At 70.1% G+C, this 24,893-nt stretch carries 23 protein-coding genes; 12 read left to right on the plus strand and 11 right to left on the minus strand.

The features are described 5' to 3' along the window. Window positions 1-185: 185 nt before the first annotated feature. Complete coding sequence (ilvA, locus tag ACT4MF_RS07305) at window positions 186-1,397, plus strand: threonine ammonia-lyase (RefSeq protein WP_444682045.1); 1,212 nt, start codon at window positions 186-188, stop codon at window positions 1,395-1,397. A gap of 63 nt (window positions 1,398-1,460) precedes the next feature. Here the strand turns inward: ilvA and ACT4MF_RS07310 are convergent, their stop codons facing one another. From ACT4MF_RS07310 to ACT4MF_RS07320, 3 genes are all read right to left on the minus strand, one after another. Beyond that, window positions 1,461-1,598: a DUF7560 family zinc ribbon protein gene (locus ACT4MF_RS07310; RefSeq protein ID WP_444682044.1), complete on the minus strand. Its 138-nt coding sequence runs from the start codon at window positions 1,596-1,598 to the stop codon at window positions 1,461-1,463. Window positions 1,599-1,675: 77 nt separating this feature from the next. Next, a complete protein-coding gene (locus ACT4MF_RS07315; RefSeq protein ID WP_444682043.1) occupies window positions 1,676-2,431 on the minus strand; it encodes an ABC transporter permease in 756 nt (251 codons plus the stop codon). Next, the gene (locus tag ACT4MF_RS07320) at window positions 2,428-3,513 is read right to left on the minus strand and encodes an ABC transporter ATP-binding protein (RefSeq protein WP_444682042.1); all 1,086 of its coding nucleotides are present in this window, start codon (window positions 3,511-3,513) and stop codon (window positions 2,428-2,430) included. Before ACT4MF_RS07320 ends, ACT4MF_RS07315 begins: the two co-directional genes overlap by 4 nt. Before the next feature lie 147 nt (window positions 3,514-3,660). Between ACT4MF_RS07320 and folP the strand changes: the two genes are divergently transcribed. The 4 genes from folP to ACT4MF_RS07340 all read left to right on the plus strand — a co-directional run bounded on the left by folP (window position 3,661) and on the right by ACT4MF_RS07340 (window position 9,657). Next, window positions 3,661-6,264: a dihydropteroate synthase gene (gene folP, locus ACT4MF_RS07325; protein WP_444682041.1), complete on the plus strand. Its 2,604-nt coding sequence runs from the start codon at window positions 3,661-3,663 to the stop codon at window positions 6,262-6,264. A gap of 36 nt (window positions 6,265-6,300) precedes the next feature. Continuing rightward, complete coding sequence (locus ACT4MF_RS07330) at window positions 6,301-7,737, plus strand: DHH family phosphoesterase (protein WP_444682040.1); 1,437 nt, start codon at window positions 6,301-6,303, stop codon at window positions 7,735-7,737. 141 nt (window positions 7,738-7,878) lie between these two features. Then, a complete protein-coding gene (locus tag ACT4MF_RS07335) occupies window positions 7,879-8,949 on the plus strand; it encodes an NAD(P)/FAD-dependent oxidoreductase (RefSeq protein ID WP_444682039.1) in 1,071 nt (356 codons plus the stop codon). 138 nt (window positions 8,950-9,087) lie between these two features. After that, window positions 9,088-9,657 carry a hypothetical protein gene (locus ACT4MF_RS07340; RefSeq protein WP_444682038.1) on the plus strand — a complete coding sequence of 190 codons (570 nt, stop codon included), beginning with the start codon at window positions 9,088-9,090 and terminating at the stop codon, window positions 9,655-9,657. Between the two features lie 287 nt (window positions 9,658-9,944). On the opposite strand, the gene ACT4MF_RS07345 is transcribed toward ACT4MF_RS07340, so the two are convergent. From ACT4MF_RS07345 to ACT4MF_RS07355, 3 genes are all read right to left on the minus strand, one after another. Beyond that, on the minus strand, window positions 9,945-10,412 hold the full coding sequence (locus ACT4MF_RS07345) for a pyridoxamine 5'-phosphate oxidase family protein (protein ID WP_444682037.1): 468 nt from the start codon (window positions 10,410-10,412) through the stop codon (window positions 9,945-9,947). 158 nt (window positions 10,413-10,570) lie between these two features. After that, on the minus strand, window positions 10,571-10,723 hold the full coding sequence (locus tag ACT4MF_RS07350; RefSeq protein WP_180271681.1) for a DUF7560 family zinc ribbon protein: 153 nt from the start codon (window positions 10,721-10,723) through the stop codon (window positions 10,571-10,573). Window positions 10,724-10,849: 126 nt separating this feature from the next. After that, window positions 10,850-11,485, minus strand: a complete 636-nt coding sequence (locus ACT4MF_RS07355; protein WP_099253789.1) for a helix-turn-helix domain-containing protein — start codon at window positions 11,483-11,485, stop codon at window positions 10,850-10,852. Window positions 11,486-11,704: 219 nt separating this feature from the next. Here ACT4MF_RS07355 and ACT4MF_RS07360 point away from each other — a divergent pair, with 219 nt between their 5' ends. The 5 genes from ACT4MF_RS07360 (at window position 11,705) to ACT4MF_RS07380 (ending at window position 18,436) form a co-directional block, all read left to right on the plus strand. Continuing rightward, complete coding sequence (locus tag ACT4MF_RS07360; RefSeq protein WP_444682036.1) at window positions 11,705-12,094, plus strand: helix-turn-helix domain-containing protein; 390 nt, start codon at window positions 11,705-11,707, stop codon at window positions 12,092-12,094. Between the two features lie 75 nt (window positions 12,095-12,169). Further along, a complete protein-coding gene (locus ACT4MF_RS07365; RefSeq protein ID WP_444682035.1) occupies window positions 12,170-13,960 on the plus strand; it encodes a PAS domain S-box protein in 1,791 nt (596 codons plus the stop codon). A 193-nt stretch (window positions 13,961-14,153) separates the two neighbouring features. Next, a complete protein-coding gene (locus tag ACT4MF_RS07370) occupies window positions 14,154-16,268 on the plus strand; it encodes an acetate--CoA ligase family protein (RefSeq protein ID WP_444682034.1) in 2,115 nt (704 codons plus the stop codon). Further along, a complete protein-coding gene (locus ACT4MF_RS07375) occupies window positions 16,265-17,326 on the plus strand; it encodes a phosphotransacetylase family protein (protein WP_099253785.1) in 1,062 nt (353 codons plus the stop codon). The genes ACT4MF_RS07370 and ACT4MF_RS07375 overlap by 4 nt, the downstream gene beginning before the upstream one ends. A gap of 99 nt (window positions 17,327-17,425) precedes the next feature. Then, entirely contained in the window at window positions 17,426-18,436 is a 1,011-nt protein-coding gene (locus ACT4MF_RS07380; protein ID WP_444682033.1) for a cell division protein CdpA domain-containing protein, read from the plus strand. 25 nt (window positions 18,437-18,461) lie between these two features. Here the strand turns inward: ACT4MF_RS07380 and ACT4MF_RS07385 are convergent, their stop codons facing one another. Together ACT4MF_RS07385 and ACT4MF_RS07390 are read right to left on the minus strand one after the other, a co-directional pair. Next, window positions 18,462-19,571 (minus strand): DUF373 family protein, encoded by a 1,110-nt coding sequence (locus ACT4MF_RS07385; protein WP_099253783.1) that lies wholly within the window; start codon window positions 19,569-19,571, stop codon window positions 18,462-18,464. A gap of 78 nt (window positions 19,572-19,649) precedes the next feature. After that, complete coding sequence (locus ACT4MF_RS07390) at window positions 19,650-20,360, minus strand: DUF6517 family protein (RefSeq protein WP_444682032.1); 711 nt, start codon at window positions 20,358-20,360, stop codon at window positions 19,650-19,652. A 152-nt stretch (window positions 20,361-20,512) separates the two neighbouring features. Here ACT4MF_RS07390 and ACT4MF_RS07395 point away from each other — a divergent pair, with 152 nt between their 5' ends. Both ACT4MF_RS07395 and ACT4MF_RS07400 read left to right on the plus strand, forming a co-directional pair. Further along, window positions 20,513-21,511 (plus strand): radical SAM protein, encoded by a 999-nt coding sequence (locus ACT4MF_RS07395; protein WP_444682031.1) that lies wholly within the window; start codon window positions 20,513-20,515, stop codon window positions 21,509-21,511. 172 nt (window positions 21,512-21,683) lie between these two features. Then, the gene (locus ACT4MF_RS07400) at window positions 21,684-21,980 is read left to right on the plus strand and encodes a DUF7130 family rubredoxin-like protein (RefSeq protein ID WP_099253780.1); all 297 of its coding nucleotides are present in this window, start codon (window positions 21,684-21,686) and stop codon (window positions 21,978-21,980) included. 61 nt (window positions 21,981-22,041) lie between these two features. Here ACT4MF_RS07400 and ACT4MF_RS07405 read toward each other — a convergent pair whose 3' ends face one another. From ACT4MF_RS07405 to ACT4MF_RS07415, 3 genes are all read right to left on the minus strand, one after another. Then, entirely contained in the window at window positions 22,042-22,293 is a 252-nt protein-coding gene (locus tag ACT4MF_RS07405) for a preprotein translocase subunit TatA (protein WP_444682030.1), read from the minus strand. A gap of 60 nt (window positions 22,294-22,353) precedes the next feature. Then, entirely contained in the window at window positions 22,354-23,679 is a 1,326-nt protein-coding gene (gene nreA / locus ACT4MF_RS07410; protein WP_444682029.1) for a DNA repair protein NreA, read from the minus strand. A gap of 91 nt (window positions 23,680-23,770) precedes the next feature. Beyond that, window positions 23,771-24,721, minus strand: coding sequence for a transcription initiation factor IIB (locus ACT4MF_RS07415; RefSeq protein ID WP_394338343.1), 951 nt, complete (start codon window positions 24,719-24,721; stop codon window positions 23,771-23,773). Window positions 24,722-24,893 lie beyond the last annotated feature (172 nt).

Raw genomic sequence — 24,893 nt, forward strand, 5'->3', positions numbered from 1 at the left:
CTCGTTCCAGTCGCACGTCACACGCGTGCATTCCCCCTTTCACAGACGGCGAGCCCGTGGCTCGGTACGAACGGCGGTCCTGTGGCTCAGTTACGAACCGCGAGCCCGTGGCTCGCCTCGTTCGACGGCGAACCGCGACGGAACGGACCGGAACCGATTAGCGGCCGGCGCGGCGACACCGGGGCATGATCAGCCTCTCCGACGTTCGCGACGCGCGCGAGCGCGTCGACGAGGTGGCCCGGCACACGCCCTTGGAGCGGTCGCGGAGCTTCTCCGAGATGAGCGGCGCTGACCTCCACCTCAAGCTGGAGAACTTCCAGCGCACCGGCGCGTTCAAGATCCGCGGGGCGATGAACCGGATCGCCACCCTCTCCGACGCCGAGCGCGAGGCCGGCGTGGTCACCGCGAGCGCGGGGAACCACGCGCAGGGCGTCGCGCTCGCGGCCGACCGCGCGGGCGTCGACGCCACCGTCGTGATGCCGAAGTTCGCGCCCGTCTCCAAGGTGAAGGCCACCCGCGGGTACGGGGCGAGCGTCAGGCTGGAGGGCATCGACTACGACGAGGCGCAGGCGTACGCCCACGAGCTCGAACGCGAGGAGAGCCGGACGTACGTCCACGCGTTCGACGACCCCGTGGTGATGGCGGGACAGGGGACGCTCGGCCTGGAGATCGTCGACGACTGCCCCGAGCTCGACACGGTCGTCGTCCCGATCGGCGGCGGCGGGCTCATCTCGGGCGTCGCGGTCGCGATCAAAGAGCAGCTCCCGGACGTGCGGGTCGTCGGCGTGCAGGCCGAGGGCGCGGCCTCCGCCGGCGAGTCGCTGAAAACGGGCGAGGTCCACGAGATCGACAGCGTCGACACGATCGCCGACGGGATCGCCACCCGATCGATCGGCGAGCAGACGCTCGACGTGATGACTGAGTACGTCGACGAGGTCGTCACGGTCGACGACCGCGAGATCGCCTTAGCGCTCACGCTCCTGTTAGAGCGCGCGAAGACGCTCGTCGAGGGGGCCGGCGCGGTCGCGCTCGCGGCCGTCCTTTCGGAGGCGTTCGAGTACGAGGAGGACGAGACGATCGTCGCCGCGCTCTGCGGCGGTAACATCGATCTCAACCGCCTCGGCACCGTGATCCGGCGCGGGCTGGTCCAGATGGGCCGGTACCTCAAGATCACCATCGACCTGAAGGACCGGCCCGGCGAGTTAGAGCGCGTCTCCAGTATCGTCGCCCGCACCGGCGCGAACGTGTACGCCGTTCACCACGACCGCACGTCGCGAGACGTCGCCGTCAACGCCGCGGAGCTCGAGCTGGAGCTGGAGACCGACGACGCGGAACACGCCGCCGACATCATCGACGCGCTCGAAGCCGACGGCTACGTGGTCGAAGTGCTCTCGTGATCGCAGACGGCTCCGGAGAACCGACCGACCGAGAACGCCACCGACAACGACGCGTCGGCCCCGCTACTCGTCGTCGAAATCGTCTTCGCTCGCCGCGGTCGTACAGACCGGACAGCCGGTGTCGAGGATCGTCTCCCGCATCTCGTCGTTGACCTCGATGGTCTGCGTGCAGTCCGAGCAGGTGAATTGAACGGTGGGCACGCTTGCTCTCGTTGTCGGAGACGGCGTCGGGCGATATAAATGACCGGCTTCCGGGTCGTTGCCGCGCGATCCCGCTCTTACTCGGTCCGGGGGACCGCGTACGCCCCGAGCGCGAGGAACGCGACAGCGAGCGCCGAGAGGACCGCCAGATCGCCGATCCACGGCCCGGGCTCGTGGATGATCGCTCGCGTCCCCCGCGCGAAGTACGTCAGCGGCGAGGCCGCGACCGCCGGCAGGAACCACTCCGGCAGCAGTTCGGGCGAGACGAACGTCTCCGAGAGGAACAGAAGCGGGAGCGCGACCGTGTTGCTCGCGGCGATCACGCCGTCCTGCGAGTCCGCGAGCGCGCCGAGCAGCGCGCCGAGCCCGCAGAAGAGCGCCACCGCGACGGCGACGAAGACGGGGAGGGCCGCCAGCGCGGGCGAGACCACCGGTTCCGCGTCGGTCACGGCCAACACGAGGCCGAGGATGAGCAGGCTCGCCGCGCCGATGATCGCGACGTTGACCAGCGTGTGGGCGAGCAGCCACTCGACGCGCGAGAGCGGCGTCGTCGCCAGCTTCTCGAACCGGCCGCCGTCGCGGTGGCGAGCGATCTCGGAGCCGACCCGCGACAGCGGCGTGAACAGCACGACGACCGCGAGGTAGCCGGGGATGTAGTAGCCCGCGGGCTCCGCGAACAGCCCGCCTCCGGTCGGCTGCGTCTGGACCAGCGCGCCGAAGATCATCACGAGGATCACGGGGAAGAAGAAGGTGAAGAACACCGCCGTCCGCCGCCGGAGGAACGACCGCGCCGCCGCGCTCGCCTCGGTCGCGATCCGACCGACGCGGCTCATCGGTCACCCCCCTCCGACGCGAGCTCGCCGAGATCCCCCGTCCGCGGCGAGTACTCCTCTCCCGTGAGCCGGAGGTACACGTCCTCCAGCGAGGGTTCGGACCACGCGAGCGACTCGAAGGCGACGCCGGCGGCCTCCAGCGCGTCGACCGCGTCGCCGATCTCCTCGGGCCGAACGCCGCGGATCCGGAGACCCTCACTGGTGGATTCGACCGCCGGCACGTCCTCACCCGCGGCCGCGGCCTCCCCGGTCGATCCGCCCGAGCGTTCCGCTCGGAGCGTCTCTCGGAGCGCCTCGACGTCGGCCTCGGCGGCGGGATCGTCGAGCGTGACCGCCAGCCCGGGGTCGCCCCCGTGAGCGGCGATGAGTTCGTCTGGGGCGCCGACCGCGACGACCGCGCCGTCTCGGAGGAGCGCGACGCGGTCGGCGAGCCGCTCGACCTCGTCCATCGCGTGGCTCGTGAGGAAGACGGTCGTGCCGTCGCCGGCGAGCCGCTCGATCAGCCGGTGGATCGAACGCCGGCCGGCCGGGTCGATCCCGGTGGTCGGCTCGTCCAGAAAGAGGAGGTCGGGGTCGTTGACGATGGCGGTGGCGACGCAGGTCCGGCGCTGCTGGCCGCCCGAGAGCGACTCGTACCACGCGTCGGCGTCGTCGGCCATCCCGACGTCGCGCAGGACGGACGCGGTGTCGCGCGACGCGTCGTACAGCCCGCCGTAGTAGTCGACCAGCTCGGACGCCGTGAGCCGCTCCGGCGGGTCGAACGACTGCGGGAGCAGGCCGATCCGCTGCGGGTCGACCTCGCGCGGCGGAACGCCGAACACCCGCAGGTCGCCGTCGGCCTCGGTCGTCCCGGTCAGCGCGCGGACGAGCGTCGTCTTCCCCGCGCCGTTGGGACCGATGAGCCCGAACACCTCGCCGGGCTCGACGCGGATGTCGACGCCGTCGAGCGCGTCGACCTCGCCGTACGACTTGCGGACGCCCTCGCCGACGACGACCGGGGCGGTGCCAGCGGCGTCGGGGGCGTCGCGGTCCGGCTCCCCGTCCTCGGCCGCGGACGCCGTCGCGGCCGCAGTCTCGTTCATGCGAACGAGTCGGGGTGCCGCGCGCGTAAGGGTTGCTCTTCCGGTCGGGCGGGGGGAAGGCGGACGAGAGTGGAAGAGAACGGGAAACAGCCGGGACGGCGCTCCCGGTCCGTTACGCCTAAGCGACGGCGAGCCGACCCACGGCGTATGCACTACCACGAGGCGGCGGCGTTCCTCTTCGACCTCCGCCGCTTCTCGGTGAAGCCGGGGACCGAGCGCGTGGCGGCCTTACTCGACCGGCTCGGGAACCCGGAGGAGGACGTGTCGTTCGTGCAGGTCGCGGGATCGAACGGGAAGGGGAGCACGGCGCGCATGACCGAGTCGGTCCTCCGAGAGGCCGGGCTCTCCGTCGGCCTCTACACCTCCCCGCACCTCTCCGCGCTCGCCGAGCGGGTCCGAGTCGACGGGCTGGCGATGACCGAGGACGCGATTGCCGACTTCGTCGAGGAGGTGAAGCCGTGGCTCGTCGAGCGCGCCGCCGCCGGCGAACCGCTCACCTTCTTCGAGGTCGTCACGGCGATGGCGATCCGCGACTTCGCGCGCCGCGAGGTCGACGTGGCCGTCTTGGAGGTCGGGCTCGGCGGCGAGTACGACGCCACCAGCGTGGTCGACCCCGTCGCGACCGCGGTCACCAACGTCTCGCTCGAACACACCGCGGTCCTCGGCGACACGATCGCGGAGATCGCCCGCACCAAAGCGCGGATCGCCGACGCGGGCGCCCCCCTCGTCACCGCCTGCGAGGGCGAGGCCCTGTCGGTCGTTCGCGAGGTCGCCGCCGACGCGGGCGCCGCGGTCGCGACGGTCTCGGGAGCGGGCGAGGACAGCGAAGCCGCCGACGAAGACCCCGCCATCTCCGTCGCCTACGAGGGCCGCGTGAGCCCGACCGACGCCGAGGTGACGCTGTCCGGCGAGGCGGCCGGAACCTACCGGATCCCGCTCGTCGGCGACCATCAGGCGACGAACGCCGGGATCGCGGTCGCGCTCGCCCGGCGCACCGCAACCGCCCTCGGTGACGGGAGCGACGCCGACCTCACCGACGCCGCGCTCCGCGACGGGCTCGCGCGGGCGACGTGGCCCGGCCGGTTCGAGGTGGTCGACACGGAACCGCTGACGGTGCTCGACGGCGCGCACAACCCGGCGGCCTGCCGGACGCTCGCGGGGACCCTCGCCGAGTACGGCTACGATGACCTCCACCTCGTGTACGGCGCCATGCACGACAAGGACCACGCGAGCGCCGCGAACGCGCTCCCCGACGCCGCCTCCGCGATCACCTGTCGCCCCGACCTCGACCGCGCGGAGGACCCCGAGGTGTTGGCCGCCGCGCTCCGGACGGCGGGCGTCGGCAACGTGACCCCCGGGGGCGACGTGGCCGCCGCGCTCGACGCCGCTGTCGAACGCGCCGCCCCCGGCGACTGCGTGCTGCTCGTCGGCTCGCTGTTCGCGGTCGCGGAGGCCCGCGCGGCGCGCATGCGGACCGTGACGCCGCGGCGGATGGGGGGCGGAACGAGTCCCGCCGCGAACGCGGCGCAGGCGCTCGACGCCGGGGGGGTTCCCGCCGGGGACGACTCTGGCGTTGGCCGACGCGAGGGGATCGACCACCGCGTCCTCTCACTCCGGCTCCGCGGCGACCGCGCCGAGCGGATCGCCGTCGCCCTCCGCGAGGAAGGCGGCGACGCGGCGATCGGCGGGCTCGGCGCCGGCGGGGGACGAGTTCCCGGCGGCGAGCGCGTGCCCGTCACGCTGGCGGGGACGGTCGCGGAGTACCGCGACCTGCTCGACCGGCTCCGCGAGCGCGAGGGCGACGGGTTCGCGGGCGTCGCGGACGACATCGCCGACCGGCTCGGGATCGGCGACGGCGACGAACCGGCCGCCGCCGGACCGACCGCCGCCGACTACCCGTGGACCGACGGCACCGCGGTCATGGGCGTGCTCAACGTCACGCCCGACTCCTTCCACGACGGCGGGCGACACGCGGGCCTCGACGACGCGGTCGCGGGCGTCGAGCGAATGGCCGAGGCGGGCGTCGACATCGTCGACGTGGGGGGCGAGTCGACGCGACCCGGCGCCGAACCTGTGCCGGTCGACGAAGAGATCGACCGAGTCGTCCCGACCCTCGAAGCGATCGAGTCCGTGCCGGCGGTCGCCGACGGCGACGTGCTGGTCTCGGTCGACACCCGGAAGCCGGCTGTCGCGGCGGCCGCCCTCGACGCCGGCGCCGACATCATCAACGACGTGACCGGGCTGGCCGACCCGGAGATGCGCGAGGTCGTCGCCGACGCCGGCTGCCCGGTCGTGGTGATGCACAGCCTCGACGCGCCCGTCGATCCGACGAACGACCCCGAGTACGACGACGCGGTCGACGACGTGATCGCGGCGCTCCGCGAGCGCCTCGCGCTGGCCGAGACCGCCGGGATCGACCGGGAGAACGTGATCGTCGACCCGGGGATCGGCTTCGGCAAGTCGGCCGCCGAGGCGTTCGAGCTGATCGACCGCGTCGGGGAGTTCGACGCGCTCGACTGCCCGGTGTTGATCGGCCACTCGCACAAGTCGATGTACGGGGCGGTCGGCAGAGCGCCGGACGACCGCGAGCACGCCACCGTCGCCGCGACCGCGCTCGCGGCCGACCGGGGGGCCGACATCGTCCGGGTCCACGACGTTGCCGAGAACCGCGCCGCGGTCGACGTCGCCGCCGCGGTGAACGGCTCGCGCTCCGAGGACGGAGCGTCGGCGGGGAGCGACCCCGACGAATGACGGCAGCGTTTTGCGTCGCGACCCCCTCGCGCCGGTATGGCCCGGCGTCTGCTGCTCGGCTGTAGCGCGGTCGGGAACACGCTCGTCGAGCGCACCCGCGACTCGCGCGGCGAGCTCATCGCGATCACCGACGACACCGGGTGGGCCTCGACCCTGCGCGACCGCAACGTCGCCACCGTGGAGGACGACCCGACCGACCCCGCGACGTATCCCGACAGCGCCGCGGTCGTGCTGGTCGCCAGCGACGATCCGGAGCGAAACGTCGCCGCCGCGGAGGCCGCCCGACGCTCCTACCCGGACGCGATGATCGTCGCACACGTCGGCACGGATCCGACCGCGGCCCAACAGGACGCGCTGGAGGCGGTCGCCGACCGCGTCGTCGACCCGGTCGAGGCCGTCGTCTCTCGCGTTCGCGAGGCGACCGGCGCCGACGCCGACGAGGAGCCGTCCCGGCTGTTTCGCGTCCTCCGTAACCTCTCCGGTCCCCTGCTCGTCGTCGCCCACGACAACCCCGACCCCGACGCCATCGCGAGCGCGCTCGGGCTGACGCGGATCGCCGAGTCGGTCGGCGTCCCCGCGGACGCCTGCTACGGCGGCGAGATCGCCCACCAGGAGAACCGCGCGATGGTGAACCTGCTGGACCTCCCGCTGCAGACCTTCGACGGAATCGACCTCGACGACTACGGCGGGGTCGCCCTCGTCGACCACTCGCGCGCCGGGATCAACGACAGCCTCCCGGAGGGGTATCCGGTCTCCATCGTCGTCGACCACCACCCGCCGAGAGGCCCCGTCGCGGGCGAGTTCGTCGACATCCGACCGGACGCGGGCGCGACGAGCACGCTGATCGAGGAGTACCTCTCGCGGCTCGGCATCGAGCCGGACCAGCCGCTCGCGACCGCCCTCCTGTACGGGATCCGGATCGACACGAAGGACTTCACGCGGTCGACCTCGATCCCCGACTTCGAGGCGGCCGCGTCGCTGTCGGCGTCCGCCGACGAGTCGACGCTCGAACGCGTCGAGAGCCCGAGCGTGAGCCCGGAGACGCTCCGCGTGCTCGCCCGCGCGATCGAGGGGCGAGACGTGCGCGGCTCGACCGTCGCCTCCTGCGTCGGCGAGATCGGCGACCGCGACGCCCTCGCGCAGGCGGCAGACCGCCTCCTCGATCTGGACGGGATCACGGTGACGTTCGTGTTCGGCTACATCGACGGTGTCATCTACGGCTCTGCACGGGCCCGCGGCGCGGACCTCGACGTGGGCGAACTGCTCCGCGACGCGCTCGATCCGGTCGGCTCCGCCGGGGGGCACGCGACCATGGCCGGCGCGCAGGTCTCGCTCGGCATCTTACAGGAGGTGTCCGACGAGGAGTCGCTCGAAGACGTCGTCGAGGCGTTCGTCGCCGGCCGGTTCTTCGAGGCGCTCGACGACGCCCCCTCGCCGCCGACGGGGGCACTGCGGGAGTTCCCGACCGACTGAGGTCGGTCATCCCCGGATTCCGGCGCGTTCCGCCGCTTCGACGCCCGACTCCCCGCTGTCGCGGCGGGCGCCTCGCTCGGTTTCCCGTCACTCGCGCCCGAGGGCGCAACCTACATACTTCGCGACGGCGAATCGGTACGTATGACCGACGACGTCGTCGAACACCGCCGACTGATCATCGCCGGCACCGGTATCGCGGGACTCTCCGCGGGAATTTACGCCGCGCGGTCGAACAACGACCCCCTCCTCATCGAGGGCGACGAGCCGGGCGGGCAGCTCACGCTCACCACCGACGTGGAGAACTACCCCGGCTTTCCCGAGGGAATCTCCGGGCCGGAGCTCATCAACAACATGAAAGAGCAGGCGACGAAGTTCGGCGCCGAGACCCGAAACGGGGTCATCGTGGACGTGACCAAAGAGCCCGCGGGCCACTTCCGCGTCGAGCTCTCCGACGGCGACGTCTACACCGCCGACGCCTTCGTCACCGCCTCGGGGGCCAGCGCCCGCACGCTCGGCGTCCCCGGCGAAGACGAGCTGATGGGATACGGGCTCTCGACGTGTGCGACCTGTGACGGCGCGTTCTTCCGCGGCGAGGACATGCTCGTCGTCGGCGGCGGCGACGCCGCGATGGAGGAGGCGAACTTCCTGACGAAGTTCGCGGACACCGTCTACGTCGCCCACCGCCGCGAGGAGTTCCGCGCCGAGGACGTGTGGATCGAGCGCACGATGGAGAAGGTCGAGGACGGCGAGATCGAGCTCCTCCTCAACACCGAGCTCACCGAGATCCACGGCACCCCCGAGGACGGCGTCGACCACGTCACCCTCGTCGAGCACCCTGACGGGCACCCGAAGGAGAAGCTGGAGGACGCGGCCACCGCCGACGAGGTCGACGAGTACGACTTCGACGTGGGCGCCGTCTTCTTCGCCATCGGCCACACCCCGAACACGGACTTCCTGGAGGGGACGGGGATCGAGACCGACGACGACGGCTACCTGATCACCGAGGGCGGCCGCGGCGGGAACCAGACCGCGACGGGCGTCGAGGGGCTGTTCGGCGCGGGCGACGTGGTCGACTTCCACTATCAGCAGGCGGCCACGGCCAGCGGGATGGGCGTGAAGGCCGCGCTCGACGTCGACGAGTACCTCACCGAGCGCGAGCGCGCCGGCGAGCTGTACGAGCCCGAGGTCGACGCCGCGACCGCGGACGACTGAGGCGCTTCGTGATACCGGGTGGGATACGGGAGCGTTCGGCCCCGTTCCGGGAACGCGATCGCTCGACGGTGGATGACTCAAACCGTTCTTTCACTTATATCAGGTGTTATACTCCTCTCTCCTGTTGTTCGACACACAATGAATCGACGCGGGCTGTTCGCCGTCGCCGGGGTGCTCGTGCTGGTGGGCCTGGTCGGGACCGGGAGCGTCATCGCCTTCGCCGGCTCCGGACCGGGCGGGGTGGGCGGGCCCTTCGGCGACACGAGCGATCCGCCGGCGTTGCTACACTTCGAATCGGCCGGGGCGCACTGTCCCGACGACTTCTCGGCCAACAGCTCGACGGCCGTGAGCGCCGGCGCTGCGAACACGGAGATTACGTACTCCAGAAACGTCTCCCTGCCGGGGCCTTCGCACGCCGTCGGCGGCCCGACGTTCGAACGGGTGAACGCGTCCGCCTACGTCCTCGATGTCCCGATGGCGGAGACGGAGAACGCGCCGCGGTCGTGTTCGGGCGTCGCCCGCTACAACGGGACGATGCGGATTCCCGCGGGCGACGGCCCGTGGACCCTGATCGTCAGACACGACGGCGAGACGGTCACCACGCTGCGCGGTGACTCGAACCGCTCCCTCCTCGGCGGCTCGACGAGCGTGAGCGGAAGCGCTTCGGCCTCGGACTCCGCGACCAACTCCACGAGTTCGTCGGCGTGAACTGCGGGAGACCGCCGTCGAAACCCGATCGCTCTCGGTGATAACCGAACTCCGACAGCCCGGCGGCGCCAACCTCCAAATCCCCGGCTGGAAGGGCGAAGCGCGACGACGCGAGGACCGAAGACCACTGCGAGTCGCGTGAGACCTCCCGACTGGGTCTTCGGAGGTGTTCACCGCAGGGCTGCCGAGAGCCTTGTAACCAGCAACGAGAACGGAACCCCTCGAGTCGACGGCTCACGGACGACCGGCGGTACGCGCCGGTGAGACACGATCGACGAGCTACCGATTCACTCTTCGTCGCGGTCGACGACGACGGTGCGCCCGGTGAGCCGCTCGGGCTCGAACCGGTACAGTTCGATGTCGAGGTCCGCCTTCCCCTCGGCCCAGATCTCGAACAGCGGCCGTCGAGCCTCGCCGTACTGCGCGATCGACTCGGGCGTGAGATCGTCGAGGTCGACCCGGTGGAGGGTGCCGACGCCGACGACGCTCGCGTACTGCTCGCGGTCCCCCTCGCCGCCCTCCTCGTACACCACGATCCGCGCCTGGGGAGTGGACGCGAGGAACTTCCGCTTCTCGCTGTCGGGCGTTGACACGAGCCGGAGGAAGGCGTGCCGCGACTCCTCGTCGAATCCGTATGAGATCGGGATCGCGTACGGGGTCTCGTCGCGCGCGAGGGACAGCACCCCGGTCTCGTGCCGGGACAGGAGCGCGTCAACCTCCGCGTCGGACATCTCGACCTCGCTTCTCGTCGCCATACGCTATCTCTCTGGGCACGAAGGCATAAAGGACACGAGACTCGGCGAGGAGGGGCCGACGGCTGCCGATGGCGACGGCCGCAGCGGGGGAGCGACGGCCGGGGGCGGAAGCTCCACGACGGAAGCGGGGACCCAGAGACCGGAGGGGAGCGCGAGCGCTACGCGGTCCGCTGGTCACCGATGTCGCCCTCGGTGAGCGGGGCGCCGCAGACGACGCAACCCGCCTCGAGCAGCGTCGCCCGCATCTCGTCGTCCACCTCGATCGATCGGCGACACTCCGGGCAGACGATCGTGTGTGTCCGTGGGCTCATACTGTTGAGTACGGCACCGATCCACATGAAGGATAGATCGGATTCCTGTGAGTTCGGAATCCGACAGGTCGGAGATCCGATGATCGACGGCGCCGAGAACGACGGCGAGGGGTGGCACAATCCCGATCAGTCGAGCAGCGTCGAGAGCAGCTTTCGCTGTGCGGCCGCCATGTGCTCCGAGAACGTCGAGCGATCGATGTCGAGCGACGCCGCGACCTCGCCGGCGTTGGCGCCCTTCGGATGGTCGAAGTAGCCGGCGTCGTAGGCGGCGGTGAGCACCTCGCGCTGGCGCTCGGTCAGTTCGCTCCGGTCGACCGTGACCAGGTCCGACTCCTCGGGCGTCGACGACGACTGGAGCAGCCGCAACACCTGCATGTCGGAGCAGAACTCTCGGAACTCGTCGAGCACGGAGCGGAGCGTCGGCAGGTCGGTCGTGTGAAAGGTGAGGAGCAACCGCCCGTCCCGGATCGTTGTCTCCGACGCGGGGACGCCGTGCCGGTCGAGCACCGCGAACGGCGATGCGTCGACGCTGGGGGCCTCGAACCGGTAGGCGGCCTTGGCGCCGTAGTCGAACACGACGTCGACGCCCTCGGGAACCTGGAGGTCCGCGTCGGCGATGAACTCGAGGACGACCGTCTCCGTGTCGTCGGCCGACGTGCTACGCGCGACGCTGTATATCGGCGACGACCCGTCGACGACGCCGTCGAACGGGGAAGGCGCCGCCGTCGGGAGCGAGACCTCCGCCCTGATTCCGGACCCCATCTGCTCCATTCGTATCAGCCCCCCGGCAAAACGTTGACGCCGTCGATCGGGGGAGGTCGGCATCGATGCGGCTCCGCGGAGCGCGGTGTCGGTGCCGGCGTGAGCACGCGGAAGGGTGTCGACGTGGCGGTTCCGAACGACGACGATCGGCGTTCCCTTATAAAATACCCCACATATGCAGGGCCGGTGTTGGGGTAGTCGGAGCCGGTACCTACGTCCATGAAGCGAAACGCGCCGCAGGCGGCCGGGCCGACGACCGCGACGGAAGGAGACGAGACGCTCGACGACACGTTCGAGGCGCTCGCCGACCCCGACTGTCGAGCGATCCTCGGAGCCGCCGACACGGCGATGACGACGAGCGAACTGGCCGAGGCGTGCGACATCGCGCTCTCGACCGCGTACCGCAAGGTCGAACGGCTCAGCGAGACGCCCCTGCTGGTCGAGGGCGTCCGCTTCGACCCCGACGGCGATCACGCGGCGGAGTACACGCGAGGGGCGACCGACGCCACCATCGAACTCGGCGAGGAGGGCGTCACGCTGACGGTCGACGACGCGGCCGCCGACCCGGTGAGCGCCGCGTTCGACACCACCGGCGTCTCGGCCGACTGAGCGCGCAGTCGGGTTATTTCACCCGTGATAATTTGGCGGTCAGCCTTATTAACCACCTCGAGAAGCGGTAACCATATGACCGAGCCCCCGGATCCCGCCGTTCTTTTAGATCTCTCGGGGGACAAAATCGCGGTCCTGGACGAAGACGGGATCTACCGTCATCTCAACGCGTCCGTCGCCGATCTGCTGGGGTTCCGCCCGGAGGAACTCATCGGGAGGGACGCCTTCGAACTCGTTCACCCCAACGACGAGGAGCAGCTCCGGGGTATCTTCGCGCGGATCGTCTCCGGCGAGCTAACGCCCGACGAGCCGCAGGAGTATCGATACCGCACCGCTGACGGCACGTGGGTCTGGCTCCGGACAGCGGTACATCCGCCGGCGGAGACGGGTGTCGACGGGTACGTGTTGACTTCGCGGGACATCACGGCCGAGGTCGAGTCCAGACGCCGACTGGAGACGATCGCGTCGGTGTCGGCCGACGTGTTCTGGATGTTCTCCGCGGAGTGGGACGAGCTGCTGTTCGTCAACGACGCCGTCGAGGAGATTTTCGGCGTGTCGGCGGCCGCGCTCGAACAGCAACCCAAGCGGTTCCTCACCGCGGTCCATCCCGACGACCGCCCCTACGTCGAGCGCGCCATGGAGCGGCTCTCGAACGGGGAGTCCACGCTGATCGACTACCGGCTCGGGTCGGCCGACGGGACCACGAAGTGGGTCCGCGTGCCAGGCGAGCCGGTGATAGAGAGCGGCGAGGTGGTCGCGGTCACGGGGTTCGTGCGCGACGTCACCGACGAGTACCGGCGCGAGCGACAGCTCGCCGTGATGGACAATCTCCTGCGACACACGATCCGCAACGACATGAACATCGTCGACGGGACGGCGGAGCGCATCCTCTCGTCCGTCGCCGCGGCGGACGCGTTCGATCCGGAGACGTGGAGCGGCGCCGTCGCGGACGCCGAGACGGAAGACGGTGGCGACGATCGGGGCGGCGGCGATGGTGGCGACCGGGTCGATCCCGACGCCCTCGCCGAACTCGGCGCCGACTTACAGGAGTACGCCGAGACGATCCGGCGGGTCGCCTCCGACCTGTTGACGACGGCGGAGAAGCAGCGGGGCGTGATCGACCTGCTGCGACAGCGCAGAGCGCCCCAGAAGGTCGAGCTCGCGCCCGTGGTCGAAGAGGCGCTCGGCATGGTCGTCGACGACTGCAACGACCCGATCGATCTCGCCTATCGGGACCCGGTCGAGGACGGGGAGACAGCGGGGAGCAACACCGGAGACGAGGCGTGGACGGCTTGCGGCGAGACGGCAAGCGGAGAGCCGAGCGGCGGCGACGGCCCGACCACCCCGCAGGTGTCGGTGTCGTACCCGCCGAACGCGAGCGCGTTCACGCACCCGGAGCTCGACTACGCGATCGCGGAGCTGGTCGAGAACGCCATCGAACACGCGGAGTCGACCCCGCGGATTCGGATCGACGTGTGCGTGACGGACGAGGAGGTCGAGGTGTCGATCCGCGACAACTGCCCGCCGATCCCGGTCGAGGAGCGGTACGTCATCACCGACCGGTGGGAGATGGACGACCTCCGCCACACCGGGGGAATGGGGTTGTGGCTCGTGTACTGGGTCGCGAACCGGTCCGGCGGCGACCTGACCTTCGACACTCACGACGGCGGAAACATCGTGACGCTCACCGTGCCGAGCGCAGAGACCGGCGAGACCGACGAGGGGTCCGTCGGAGCGAGCCCGCCGAACCGCCCGAGGACCGCCGCCATGAGCCCGATGAACGCCCAGATACGAACGGACGGGTCCGCCCCCGGAGAGCCCGAGAGCCGCGGATCGGACGCCAAGGGCGGCGACGACGCGGAGTGAGCGGGTCGGTCAGGACGCTCGACGGACCGCGATCCGAATGGGGGTCCGAAGCGTGGGAATGCGGACCGAACCGGGGATTACAACTCCGGTCCTCAAACGAGTGGGCGTCGATGCGATCGGTTGTTCATTAATATTCAGCCGATGAGAACGCTCCCGTCGATCTTAAACCGTCGGTGCGTATAACTACGTACCGATGGGTACGCTCAATGAGCTGTTCGACCCGGGCCGGGTCGCCGTCGTCGGCGCGACCGCCCGAGAGGGGGCTGTCGGACGCGCCGTAACGTCGAATCTGCTCGACGACTTCGACGGCGACACCGTCCCCGTCAACCCGAACTACGACGAGGTGCTCGGCACACCCTGCGTCGACGAGGTCGCAGACGCCGACGCCGACGTTGCCGTGGTCGTCGTCCCGCCGTCGATCGTGTTGGACGCGATCGAGGCGTGCGGCGAGGCGGGCGTCCGGAACGTCGTCGTGATCACCGCCGGGTTCGGCGAGACGGGAGAGGACGGGGCCGCGAGGGAACGACGCCTCGCGGAGATAGCCGACGAGTACGACCTGAACCTCGTCGGCCCCAACAGCCTGGGGATCATGTCGACGCCCTCGGGCATGAACGCGACGTTCGGCCCGGAGAACGCGCTCCCGGGCGGGCTCTCCTTTATGAGTCAGTCCGGCGCGTTCGTCACCGCGGTCCTCGACTGGGCCAACGACAACGGGATCGGCTTCAAAGACGTGGTCTCGCTGGGCAACAAGGCGGTCCTCGACGAGACCGACTTCGTCGACCACTGGGGCGACGACGAGGAGACCGACGTGATAATCGGCTACCTCGAGGGGATCGAGGACGGGCGCGAGTTCATCGACACCGCCCGCGAGACGACGCAGGACACCCCGATCGTCGCCGTGAAGTCGGGGCGGACGAGCGCGGGGGCACAGGCCGCCTCCTCGCACACCGGCACGCTCGCCGGCTCGGACAAGGCGTACGAGGCCGGCCTCGATCAGGCTGGCGTCATCCGCGCCGAGTCGGTCGACGAGCTGTTCGACTCGGCGGGCATCCTCGGGAGCCAGCCGCTCCCCGACACGGACAGCGTCGCGATCGTCACCAACGCCGGCGGCCCCGGCGTGATGGCGACCGACGCCGTCGGCGACGCCAACCTCGATATGGCGTCGTTCACCGGGGAAACGAGCGACGCGCTGGCCGAGTCGATGCCCGACGAGGCGAACATCCACAACCCGGTCGACGTGATCGGCGACGCCGACGTGGAGCGGTTCCGGGAGGCGCTGGAGATCACCGTCGCCGACGACAACGTCGGGGCCGCCCTCGTGCTGGCCGCGCCGACGGCGACGATCGACTTCAACGACCTCGCGGACGCGATCAGCGAGGTAAGCGACGAGATGGACGCGCCCGTCGCCGCCTGCCTGATGGGCGGCGACCGGACCCGCGAGCCGAAACAGCAGCTCCAGTCGAAGGGGATCCCCTGTTACTTCGACCCCGCCCGCGGGATCGAGAGCCTCGCGACGCTGGCGCGGTACCGCGACATCAAACAGCGCGAGTACGCCGACCCGATGTCGTTCGACGTCGACCGCGAGCGCGCTCGCGAGATTCTGGGCGCGGTGCGCGACCGCGACGACAACCGCCTCGGCGTCGAGGCGATGGAGCTGCTCGACGCCTACGGCATCCCGACGCCGGCCGGTGAGATCGTCGACAGCCCCGAGCGGGCCCGCGAGGTCGCCGCCGACATCGACGGCGGCGTGGTGATGAAGATCGTCTCGCCGGACATCCTCCACAAGTCCGACATCGGCGGCGTCGCCGTCGGCGTCGAGGACGACGAGGTGACGGACACCTACGAGGACCTGATCACCCGCGCGCGCAACTACCAGCCGGACGCGACCGTGCTCGGCGTGCAGGTGCAGGAGATGGTCGATCTCGACGACGGCGTCGAGACGATCGTCGGGATGAACCGCGACCCGCAGTTCGGCCCGCTGCTGATGTTCGGGCTCGGCGGGATCTTCGTGGAGGTGATGGAGGACACCACCTTCCGCGTCGCGCCCGTCTCCGAGCCGGAGGCCCGCGAGATGACCGAGGAGATCCAGTCGGCGCCGCTGCTGCGCGGCGCCCGGGGACGCGACCCGGTCGACGTCGACGCCGTCGTCGAGACGATCGGTCGGCTCTCGCAGCTGGTCACCGACTTCCCGGCCATCCTCGAACTCGACATCAATCCGCTCGTCGCACTGCCCGACGCCGACGGCGGCACGAACGCCGCCGCCGTCGACGTGAGACTCACCGTTGACCCGGAGAAACTCGACCCATGACAGACACACCCACGACACTCGTCACCGCGACCGGAGAAGGCGCCGGAAAGACAGCGATCACCGTCGCGCTCGCGCGGCTCGCCGCCGACCGCGACCGCAGCGTCGGCTACATGAAGCCGAAGGGGACTCGGCTCCAGTCGAACGTCGGCAAGACGCTCGATCAGGACCCCATGCTCGCACGCGAGGTGCTCGACCTCGACGCCGAGATGCATCAGATGGAGCCCGTCGTCTACTCGCCGACGTTCGTCGAGGGCGCGATCCGCGGCACCGAGGACGCCGACGCGCTCCGCGAGCGGATCCGCGAGGAGTACGACGACCTCGCGGCCGATCGGGACCACATGTTCATCGAAGGCGGCGGGCGCTGGACCACCGGCGGCGTCGTCGGCCTCACCGACGTGGACGTGGCGGAGCTCCTCGACGCGCAGGTCGTGCTGGTCGCCGGGTACGACTCCCCGAACGACCTCGACGAGGTGATCGCGGCCGCCGACGCGTTCGGCGACCGGCTCGCCGGCGTCGTGTTCAACAAGGTCTCCGACGACGCGTTCGAGTCGCTCGATCAGGACGGGATCCCGTTCCTCGAGTCGAAGGGGATCACCGTGTTCGGCGCCATCCCGTCCGAGAAGGAGCTGGCCGGGGTCACCGTCGGCGAGCTCGCGGACGAGCTCGGCGCGGAGCTGCTCACCGACGCCCCGACCGACGGCTTCGTCGAGCGGTTCCTCGTCGGCGCGATGGGCGGCGACGAGGCGCTCCGCTACTTCCGCCGCGCCCGCGACGCCGCCGTGATCACCGGCGGCGACCGCGCCGACGTCCAGACCGCGGCGCTCGAAGCCTCGGGCGTCGCGTGTCTCGTGTTGACCGGCGGCCACCGGCCCTCGGGCGCCGTGCTCGGGAAGGCGGCCGACGCCGACAAGCCCGTCCTCGCGGTGAACACCGACACGGTCACCGCCATCGATCGCGCCGAGGGGATCGTCCGCGGCGGCCGCACCCGCGACGCGCGCACCGTCGACCGGATGGCTGAGCTGCTCGACGCCAACGTCGACGTGGACGCGCTGGTCTGAGGCGGCTCCCGTCGCTAGGCGAGGGGGATCCCCGTCCCGTCCCCCGCCGCAGGCGAACGTCTGACATACTGTTTTCAGGGAGGACGACGTAGGGCGCGTATGACCAGTCTCTCGGAGGCGTACGGCGGGCGGGGGCGCTCCGAGGTCGATCCGCGCCGGCTGTACGTCGGCGTGGGCGCGTTCGTCGCTGGAACGCTGCTCCTCGTCGCCGGGATCCTCGTGGCCGCGGAGGTCGTCCTCCCGAGCGGCTACAACTCCGGCGAGGCGCGGCAGCTCGGCGGCGTGCTCGGCGGCGTGGGCGTCCCCCTCGTGTTGCTCGGCGTGATGACCGTCCTCCCGGCGGACCGCAACACCCGCGTCGCCGCGGTCGTCGGGGCGGCCGTGATGTGTCTCGGCGTCGCGCTGTTCGCGTACGCGTACCCCAACCAGTGGGTCGGCGGCCCCCGTCCGGAGCTGACGGACCTCACGCTGCCGACCGCGGGGCTGTACTTCGTCGGCGCCGCGACGACCCTGTGGAGCGTGTTCGTCGGCGTGGCCAACTTCAAGACCCGGAACGACCCCGGCGGCACCGTCACGATGGAGGTGACCCACAAGGGCGAGACGAAGGTGATCGAGGTCGATCGCGCCGAGCTCAACCGCGGCGGCGGCGTCGGCCTCCTCGGGGGAACCCCCGACGGAAACGTGGAGACGCAGACGAACCGGCACGGTGAGAGCGGCTCCGGCTCCGGCTCCGAACCGGGCTCCCGTGGATCCGCCGGCCCGTCCGGGGGGACCGGATCGCCCCGCCCGTCCGGACCGACCAACGGATCGAACCCCGCCGGCGTGAGCGACGGGGGCGCGACCGCGACCGACATCCGGTCTCCGCTCGACGGGAGCGGCGGAGCGGGCGGCGAGCCGGCCGGGTCCGCCGGGCAGTCGCCGGACGGGACGGGCGAACCGATCACACCCGGCGTCTCGCCCACGGCGCGCGACGGCCCGGGCGACACCTACTGCGGGAACTGCGCGCAGTTCGACTACGTCCGCACGGAGCAGGGAATGCAGCCGTACTGCGGCCACCGCGACGAGCTGATGGACGACATGGACGCCTGCGAGGAGTGGACGCCGCGGTAAGCCGCTTCGAGAAGTAGCTCGCTTTTCACGCCGGGTCCGCCGACGGGAGCTGCGACTCCGCGACAGCGAACGCGAGCGTGCTCAACACGGCGGTGAGCGTCCCGGCCGCGAGCGCCATCGCGAGGTCGGAGAGCCCGAGCGACGTGACGCCCTGTGCCGCCGGCAGGAAGAACCCGGAGACGGCGTACAACACGACGGCGATCGAGAGCACGTAGAAGGGCGCGTTGAGGTACCGCCACCGGAACCGGCCCGCGAGGTACTCGTCGGTGATCTGGCCGAGACTGGAGGTGACCCCGGCGACCGCGAGCCACTGGACGAACCCGTGGACGAACGCCGCGAGCGCGACGCCGACGGTGACGCCCCCGCCGCGGACGCCGCGGACGACCTCGACCGTTTCCATCCCTTGGACCCCGCCGACGACGATCAGCGCGAGCGCGACGACGTAGGTGACGAGCGTCACCCGCCCGGTGTAAAGCACGTTCCGGACGGAGGCGGCCGCGCCGTCGACCGTGTCTTCGAGCCCGAGCCCGCGGAACAGCGAGTAGAGTCCGACGACCCCGGAGAGGATCCCGAGGACGGCGGCGCCCGCGATGTTGAACAGGTTGGCGACGACGACGAGCGGGTAGATGAGGAGGAGCACGCCGAGCGGCACCAGGATCGTGCCGCGCGTCTCGGGGTCCGCGAGCACCTGTTTGATCGTGTAGTAGAGCGATTCGAGGTCCTGCGCCTGCCGGACGACCACCCGCCGCATCCCGTCGATCGGCATCCGCGAGCGGATCACGGGGAGGACCGACTCATCCTGTGCGCCGTCGGTGATGACGACGGCCGAGACCTCCTCGCCGGTCGAGAGCTCCGCGAGCACGCGGTCGACCTCCTGTCCCACCGCGCGGTTCGCCTTCACGTCGGCGCCGTCGACACCGGTGACGGCGGCGACCTCGACCGACTCGCCGCCGGCCGCCAGCTCGTCGTAGATGTTGACGCCCTGAAACAGCACGTTCACGTCGGAGTCCTCCGGGTCCGCCGTCGCGAGCGCGACCGCGGCCTCGGTGACGTCGTCGGCGCCGATGACGGGCGTGGGGATCCCCGTCTTCCGGCCGAGGTCGTCGTCGAGGTCGACACAGAGGACGAGCAGCATCGTACGGGAGTACGCGGGGGGTCGGCATATGTTTTCGGCTCCCTCCGCTATCCCGCGACTTCGGCGACCGCGTCGCCGTCAGTTCTCCTCGTTCGGCTCGTGTTCGATCCCGTTCATCATCTGCCGAACGTTCTCACCGTCGCTGAACCCGGACGGATACGCCGCGAGGGGGAGCACGAAGTCGTCTCCGACGCCGACCGGCTCGCCGATGTGGAGCTCCAGTTCGGTGCTCGCGCCCGTCCCCTCGATCTCGCCCTCGGTCGTGTACACGACGACCTCGGCGTCGGCGGCGAGGATCGTCGTCGTGTACTCCGAACCGCGCTCTAAGTCGCCGACGTTCTCGTAGCGGTTCAGGATGAGATCGGCGAGCTCGCGGGTGCTCATCTCGGCGATCGGGTTGAGCGCCTGTCCGAGCACCTGTATCTGGGGGGTCGTCACCGCGGCGAAGACGGCCGCCTGGTAGCGCTCGCCGAACAGCTCGACGGCCTTGTCGTACTCGGCGACGGTGTTCGTCACGCGCACCTCGCGGGTCTGTCCGGCCACCTCGACCTCACGGGAGATCGGTCGGTCGGTCACCTCGTTGAGCTCGTACCCGCTTTCGTCGAGCGTCGCGTCACCGACCGTCGCGGTGCCGGCCGCGAACTCGGCGGGCTCCCCACCGGTGGCGACGTCGAGGGCGGTACAGCCGGCGAGGTTCGCGAGCCCCACCGCGCCGCCGACCGCGAGCGCGCGGCGGCGACTGAGCGCGTCGGTGCCGGTCGTCTCGTCGGCGGTCGTCTCGTTTCTCATACCCGCCGTCGTGCGGGGGGAGGTACATACTTTGTGTTCGTTTCGGGAAACGGACCGGTTCGAGAGCCCCGTGGAACCCCCCGTGATAACGGCTCACCCGGGGGCGCACAGTTCGGACGCTTTTTGAGGCCGCGGCCGGTAGAGGGGAGTAGATGATCTCCAAGGGCTGTGAACAGTGCGCCAAGGGCGGGAAGATGGTGCTTTTCGTCTACGGCTACTGCGACCAGCGGGACTGCTTCTACTGCCCCCTCGGAGAGAACCGAAAGAACGTCACCGACGTGTACGCCAACGAGCGGAAGGTCGAGTCCGACGAGGACGTGATCGCGGAGGCCAAGCGCATGAGCGCGCTCGGCACCTCGATCACCGGCGGCGAACCGCAGGAGGCGATGGCGAAGACGACCCGGTACCTCGAACTGCTGAAAGACGAGTTCGGCGAGGACCACCACACCCACCTCTACACCGGGATCACGGGCGGGCGCGAGAACATGCGCCGCCTCTCGGAGGCCGGTCTCGACGAGATCCGCTTCCACCCGCCGCTCGAGATGTGGGGCGACATGCACGGGACCGAGTGGGAAGAGATCCTCCACATCGCCCGCGAAGAGGGGCTTACCCCCGCCTTCGAGATCCCCGGCATCCGCGCGGAGCCGGAGTTCTTGGAGTTCCTCGACGAGGGCGCCGCCGAGTTCTGTAACATCAACGAGTTCGAGATGTCCGACGGGAACTACCGCCGGATGCAAGAGGAGGGCTTCGAACTGCAGGAGGGCCACATGTCCGCCGTCGAGGGGTCGAAGGACGACGCGATCGTCTCGGAGATGGCGAGCCACGAGAAGGTGTACTTCTGTACGTCCGTGTTCAAGGACGCCGCCCAACACCGGAACCGGCTCAAGCGGATGGCGAAGAACATCCGCCGCGAGTTCGACGAGGTGACCGACGACGGCACCCTCGTCTACGGGAAAGCGTTCGCGGACCCCGACCGCTTCGACGCGCTCGGCGTCCCCGAGGAGTTCTACACCGTCAAGTCGGACCACGTCGAGGTCGCGTGGTGGCTCCTCGAGGAGATGGTCGAGGACGGCGACTTGGCGGAGGGCGAAATCGTCGAGCAGTACCCGACCGTGAACGGCACCGTCGTCGAGCGCACGCCGGTCGCCTGAGTCGTCGTTCGAGCGTGGGCGGATTGGGCGGTGTTCGCCGCCGACCCGTCGCCGACGCAGTATCGATCCGTTCCCAGCACGACAGGCCGCTGAGCGTCTCGCTGACACGGACGCTTCGATAGTCGTGCTATTACCTACCACACTTATGGCGGATCAGCGCGTACAGCCGCGCATGGCCAGCGAAGAACCCGTGTTCGCCGACGTGAGCATCGGCCAGTCCGTGTACAACGAGGACGGAGACCAGCTCGGGACGGTTCGCGGGGTCGACGACGACGGCTTCTACGTGTCGTCGCCGTCGGGGTCGGAGCCGCTGACGCTCACGGACGCCCGCGACGTGTTCGGGACCGCCTACGTGATGTGGCGGTGCTGGGAGTGCGGCGAGATGGGCGAGATCGGGACCGAGCTCCCGGAAAGCTGCCCGAACTGTGACGCGCCACGCGAGGAGCTGTACTACTGGGCCGAGGACTGATCGGGACTACCGCGACGCCGCGACCCCTCACCCCGGCCTCGGTCGCACTCGGCGCGTCGGCTTATCGGCGATCGTCGCCGTCGCTCTCGGCCGGTTCGTCGTCCACTTTCTCGCGGAGGCGCTCGACCTCCACCTCCAGTTCCGCGATCCGGTCGGCGTCGGCATCGGCGTCGTCCGAGCGCGTTCTGAAAAACAACACGACCCCCGCGATGACGACGAGGGGGACGCCGAAGAGGAGCACGAGGACGACGAGGAGGATCAGCAGCTCCGGACCGCCGGGAACACCGCCGAACGCGGGGACCATCGGTACCATGTGGGCTCCCACTCACCGGGGCGACTAAAACGGTCGGGAGAGGCGGACGCCGCCGCCCCCTCACCCCGCGTCGACGAAGTCCCCGAGATTCGCCTGCAGCCCGGCCGCCATCGTCGATTTCCGTCGGAGGCGACCGAGCGACACGGGGAGGTGGTCGGCGACGCCGCGGACCGCCTCGCCGAACGTCTCCGCGGCCCCGTGCTCTCCCTCGAAGGCGTTCCGGACCGCCTCGCGCACCTGCCAGACGCCGACCGGACCCCAGTAGTCGTCGGAGACGTGCCGGAGCACGAGCGCCTTCGCCTGTCGCCCGCGGTCGTCGAGGTGTTCCAAGACGCCGAGCCGGGCCGCGTAGTAGGCGCCCGCGGTCTCCTCGACGTAGCCGGTCCGGCCCTCACGGCCCTCGCTGGCGGCCGCGAGGTACACCCCCGCCTCGGGATCGGGGTTCCAGATCGAGCCGGGGGACTTCATCTCGACGAGCTCGTACTCCCACCGTCCCGGCACGAGGATCACCCAGAAGGCGTTGCCGAGGTACTCGTTGCGGTGGACCTCGATCCGGTCGACGGTCGGATTGTCGCGGATCGAGCCGCGGAGGAACTGCCCGACCGTGTCGTCGACGGCCGTGATCGACCAGCGCGTCGGGACGAGCCGTCGGTTCCGTCCGCGGCCGAGCGCCCCCGCGGAGAGGATCGTGTTGATCTCGTACACGTCGAACCCGCGGCGGTAGAGGTACGTCATCGCGCCCTCGGCGCGCCAGTCGTCGTCTTCGAGCGTCTTCTTCACCGGGCGGGGGACGTGCGGATTCTCGCCGAGGTCGGCGGTCCTGGCCGCCGCGCGCGGGCCGGTCGGCGTCTTGATGTCCTCCGTCCCGACGTCGAAGTCGAGATCGGGGGTGCCGTCGAGGCCGATCTCCACGTCGACCGGGCGGTCCGCGATCGCGACCTCGCGTTGAACGCCCAACCACCCGTCCCACGCGTCGTGGACGCTCTCGGCCGGACCGCCGCCGCCGACCGACTTCACCCCGCCGGTCGCCCCGGCGTCAGACACGTCGACTCCCCGCGTCGAGTTGAGCAGGCTGGTCCGGCGGTCGAACACGTCCGAGATGGAGACGCCCTCGTCGTACCACGCCGCGGAGGTCTCGAACGCGTCCGCGCGCTCCTCGCGCCCGACCGGCGAGAGCAGCCCGGTCGAGACGTTGGGGTAGTTCGCACGGCCGACGAAGATCGACGGCGAGACGCTGCCGACCACGGCGTCGTCCGAGACGTGCTCCTCGAAGCGCCGCTCGAAGGAGTCGAGGTGGTCGAGAACCCCGTAATCCTTCTCGGCGGCGAGGCGCCGCCGCTCGGCGCGCTCGTTCGCCTCGAACTCGATGAACTCGTCGAGCCGCATTCGTCGACCGTTCGTGGCGCGGCGGCTTGAACGTTGCTAGCGGGCGGGAGGAAAGGGGCCGAAAAGACGGAGAGGGCGGTCGCGGCGGCGCCTAGCTGTGGATCCCCATCGCTTCGATCTGCTCTTGGTACCGGTTTCGGATGGTGACCTCGGTGACCTGCGCCACGTCGGCGACCTCGCGCTGGGTCTTCTTCTCGTTACACAGCAGCGACGCGGCGTAGATCGCGGCCGCGGCGTATCCCGTGGGTGACTTTCCGGAGAGAAGCCCCTGGTCGGCCGTGGTCTCGATGATCTCGTTGGCCTTCGACTGGACCTCTTCGCTCAGTTCGAGCTCCGAAGAGAACCGCGGAACGTACTTCTTCGGGTCGACGGGTCGCATCTCCAAGCCGAGCTCCTGGGAGATGTAGCGGTACGTGCGCCCGATCTCCTTGCGGTCGACCCGCGACACGTCCGAGATCTCCTCGAGCGAGCGCGGGATCCCCTCCTTGCGACAGGCCGCGTAGAGGGCGGCGGTCGAGACGCCCTCGATCGAGCGCCCGCGGATCAGGTCCTCGTTGAGGGCGCGTCGGTAGATGACGGAGGCGACCTCGCGTACCGACCGCGGAACGCCGAGGGCGCTCGCCATCCGGTCGATCTCCGAGAGCGCGAACTGGAGGTTGCGCTCGCCCGCGTCCTTCGTCCGAATACGCTCCTGCCACTTGCGCAGCCGGTGCATCTGCGACCGCTTTTTCGAAGAGATAGAGCGCCCGTACGCGTCTTTGTCCTTCCAGTCGATCGTCGTCGTCAGCCCCTTGTCGTGCATCGTCTTCGTCGTCGGGGCGCCGACGCGCGACTTCTCCTGCCGCTCGGAGTGGTTGAACGCGCGCCACTCCGGGCCGGGATCGATCTGTTCCTCTTCGACAATGAGCCCCGTCTCCTCGTGGATCAGCTCCCCGTCGGCCGTCCGGGTGAGCTCTTCGGGGTCGAACTCCTCGGGGTCTACCCCGTCGGCGTCGACCCCCTCGGCGTCGGTTTCGGTCTCGGCGTCGTCCTCGTCCCGCACACGCTGCCGGTCGTGATCCCGTTGCCGGGTTGGCCGTGTCATCGCATTTATATACTATCCAAACGGATTAACTTAAAATTTCGTGAGGGAAACGGGGTCGCGTTAAGTTAGAGAATGAGGCGCTCGACTTCAGAGTGTCTATGGCCGAAACCGAGCGCCTCAGCGAACGTAT

This window comes from Halorubrum sp. FL23 (assembly GCF_052439115.2).
Taxonomy (GTDB): Archaea; Halobacteriota; Halobacteria; order Halobacteriales; family Haloferacaceae; genus Halorubrum; species Halorubrum persicum.

Coding starts and splice junctions, on each gene's coding strand:
- ACT4MF_RS07405 (WP_444682030.1), bottom strand. CDS start 22,293: ATGGTACCGATGGTCCCCGCGTTCGGCGGTGTTCCCGGCGGTCCGGAG.
- ACT4MF_RS07315 (WP_444682043.1), bottom strand. CDS start 2,431: ATGAGCCGCGTCGGTCGGATCGCGACCGAGGCGAGCGCGGCGGCGCGG.
- ilvA (WP_444682045.1), top strand. CDS start 186: ATGATCAGCCTCTCCGACGTTCGCGACGCGCGCGAGCGCGTCGACGAG.
- ACT4MF_RS07340 (WP_444682038.1), top strand. CDS start 9,088: ATGAATCGACGCGGGCTGTTCGCCGTCGCCGGGGTGCTCGTGCTGGTG.
- ACT4MF_RS07335 (WP_444682039.1), top strand. CDS start 7,879: ATGACCGACGACGTCGTCGAACACCGCCGACTGATCATCGCCGGCACC.
- ACT4MF_RS07355 (WP_099253789.1), bottom strand. CDS start 11,485: ATGGGGTCCGGAATCAGGGCGGAGGTCTCGCTCCCGACGGCGGCGCCT.
- ACT4MF_RS07400 (WP_099253780.1), top strand. CDS start 21,684: ATGGCCAGCGAAGAACCCGTGTTCGCCGACGTGAGCATCGGCCAGTCC.
- ACT4MF_RS07375 (WP_099253785.1), top strand. CDS start 16,265: ATGACAGACACACCCACGACACTCGTCACCGCGACCGGAGAAGGCGCC.
- ACT4MF_RS07385 (WP_099253783.1), bottom strand. CDS start 19,571: ATGCTGCTCGTCCTCTGTGTCGACCTCGACGACGACCTCGGCCGGAAG.
- ACT4MF_RS07370 (WP_444682034.1), top strand. CDS start 14,154: ATGGGTACGCTCAATGAGCTGTTCGACCCGGGCCGGGTCGCCGTCGTC.
- folP (WP_444682041.1), top strand. CDS start 3,661: ATGCACTACCACGAGGCGGCGGCGTTCCTCTTCGACCTCCGCCGCTTC.
- ACT4MF_RS07330 (WP_444682040.1), top strand. CDS start 6,301: ATGGCCCGGCGTCTGCTGCTCGGCTGTAGCGCGGTCGGGAACACGCTC.
- nreA (WP_444682029.1), bottom strand. CDS start 23,679: ATGCGGCTCGACGAGTTCATCGAGTTCGAGGCGAACGAGCGCGCCGAG.
- ACT4MF_RS07320 (WP_444682042.1), bottom strand. CDS start 3,513: ATGAACGAGACTGCGGCCGCGACGGCGTCCGCGGCCGAGGACGGGGAG.
- ACT4MF_RS07395 (WP_444682031.1), top strand. CDS start 20,513: ATGATCTCCAAGGGCTGTGAACAGTGCGCCAAGGGCGGGAAGATGGTG.
- ACT4MF_RS07390 (WP_444682032.1), bottom strand. CDS start 20,360: ATGAGAAACGAGACGACCGCCGACGAGACGACCGGCACCGACGCGCTC.
- ACT4MF_RS07380 (WP_444682033.1), top strand. CDS start 17,426: ATGACCAGTCTCTCGGAGGCGTACGGCGGGCGGGGGCGCTCCGAGGTC.
- ACT4MF_RS07365 (WP_444682035.1), top strand. CDS start 12,170: ATGACCGAGCCCCCGGATCCCGCCGTTCTTTTAGATCTCTCGGGGGAC.
- ACT4MF_RS07345 (WP_444682037.1), bottom strand. CDS start 10,412: ATGGCGACGAGAAGCGAGGTCGAGATGTCCGACGCGGAGGTTGACGCG.
- ACT4MF_RS07360 (WP_444682036.1), top strand. CDS start 11,705: ATGAAGCGAAACGCGCCGCAGGCGGCCGGGCCGACGACCGCGACGGAA.
- ACT4MF_RS07350 (WP_180271681.1), bottom strand. CDS start 10,723: ATGAGCCCACGGACACACACGATCGTCTGCCCGGAGTGTCGCCGATCG.